The organism is Acidovorax sp. KPB24-07, assembly GCF_057543315.1.
The window spans coordinates 1-1,488 of record NZ_BAAJYS010000621.1; the positions used below are offsets into that span (position 1 = coordinate 1).

The following is a 1,488-nucleotide window of genomic DNA, read 5'->3' on the forward strand; positions in this document are numbered from 1 at the left end:
CAGGAAAGACGGCAGCTACCGCATCGGCGTGCTGCAGGCCCGGCCCGGCCAGGACGCACCGCTGCGCGCAATGCACACCCTGGACATTCCCACCCGTGCCCACGGCCTGTGCCCCCTGCCGGACGGCAGCATCGTGGCGGCGTCGCGCCGGCCCGGCGACTGGCTGGTGCGCTGGTGGCCAGGCACCCCGCGCGAACCCGTCTGGCAGTGGACGGACGGCACGCGCTCGTTCAACGGCCACGTGATCGCATCGCCGGACGGACGCCTGCTCTACACCACCGAGACCGATGCCGACACCGGGCAGAGCCTCGTCGTGCAGCGCAGCGCCGAGCGGCTGGAGGCGGTGAGCGAATGGCCCACCCAGGGCATCGACGCGCACGAACTTCTCTGGGACCGCCACACGCTCGCCGATGGCGCGCCCACCTTGATCGTCGCCAACGGCGGCGTGCCCACCGCGCCGGAGACCGGCCGCGTGAAACGCGCGCTCGAGACCATGGACTCGTCCGTCGTGCGGCTGCATGGCCGCACTGGCGACGTGCTGGGCCAATGGCGGCTGGGCGACCGGCGGCTGAGCCTTCGGCACCTGGCCTGGAGCGCAGACGGCCGGGTGCTGGGCGTCGCCCTGCAAGCCGAGCACGACGGCCAGCCGGACCGGGAGGCGGCCCCCGTGCTGGCGCTCTTCGATGGCAAGGCGCTGCGGGCCGCCGCGCCCGTCCCCGCGCAGGGGCCCGGCGGCCCACAGGGCGGTCTGCAAGGCGGTTTGCGGGGGTATGGCGGCAGCATCGCCGCCACCCCCGAGGGATGGGCCGTGAGTTGCCCGCGCGCCCAGGGCATTGCCACCTTCAGCCCCCAGGGGGACTGGCAGCGCCTGGTGGCGCTGCCCGAGGTCTGCGCACTCGCCGTGAACGGCACCGCACTGTGGGCTGCCGGGCTGGACCACACCCTAGAAAACGCCCGCGGCGCCGCACCGCAGCCCCATCTCCACCGCAGCGGCCTGGCCAAGGCGCGTGTGGACAATCACTGGTACGTCACCGGGTAAACCCTGTGCCACCCCCTTAAAAGATGTTGCATCGCGGAACACCAAAATAAAAACTATCGGAGTCATTACAAAACGGCAAAAATTTAGGACTTTTCCTTACACTCCGCCGGTTATCACGGGGTTCCCATGTCCTTTCTTCCTCCGCAACGCAAACACCTGATCGCGGCCCTGGTGGCTGGGGCCCTGCACTGCCATGCAGTGATGGCGGCGGACATCGTGCTTGCACCGCCGCCCAATGGCGGTTTCACGGTGACCAACACCGACAAAACCCAGATCCGCCTGCGCGTGGACGAGGCGTCAGGCGCCGTCACGGTGCCCGGACTGGCGTCTGCGCCATCGCAAGCGACGCCGGTGTGCCATGGCCCCGGGGGCGCCCTCGGCAACTGTGCGGGCGTGGTGGGGGCCACCGGCGCGACAGGTGCCACGGGCGCTACGGGCCCGGCCGGCGC

1 protein-coding gene and 1 pseudogene are annotated in these 1,488 nt (G+C 70.8%); both read left to right on the forward strand.

Annotated elements, in window-relative coordinates; translation table 11 throughout:
- Positions 1–1,039 (forward strand): DUF1513 domain-containing protein (locus AC27IQ_RS24455; RefSeq protein ID WP_487091129.1); only part of this gene is annotated, 1,039 nt, incomplete at its 5' end.
- 126 nt (positions 1,040–1,165) lie between these two features.
- A pseudogene (locus tag AC27IQ_RS24460) lies at positions 1,166–1,488 on the forward strand (hypothetical protein); the annotation flags it as partial.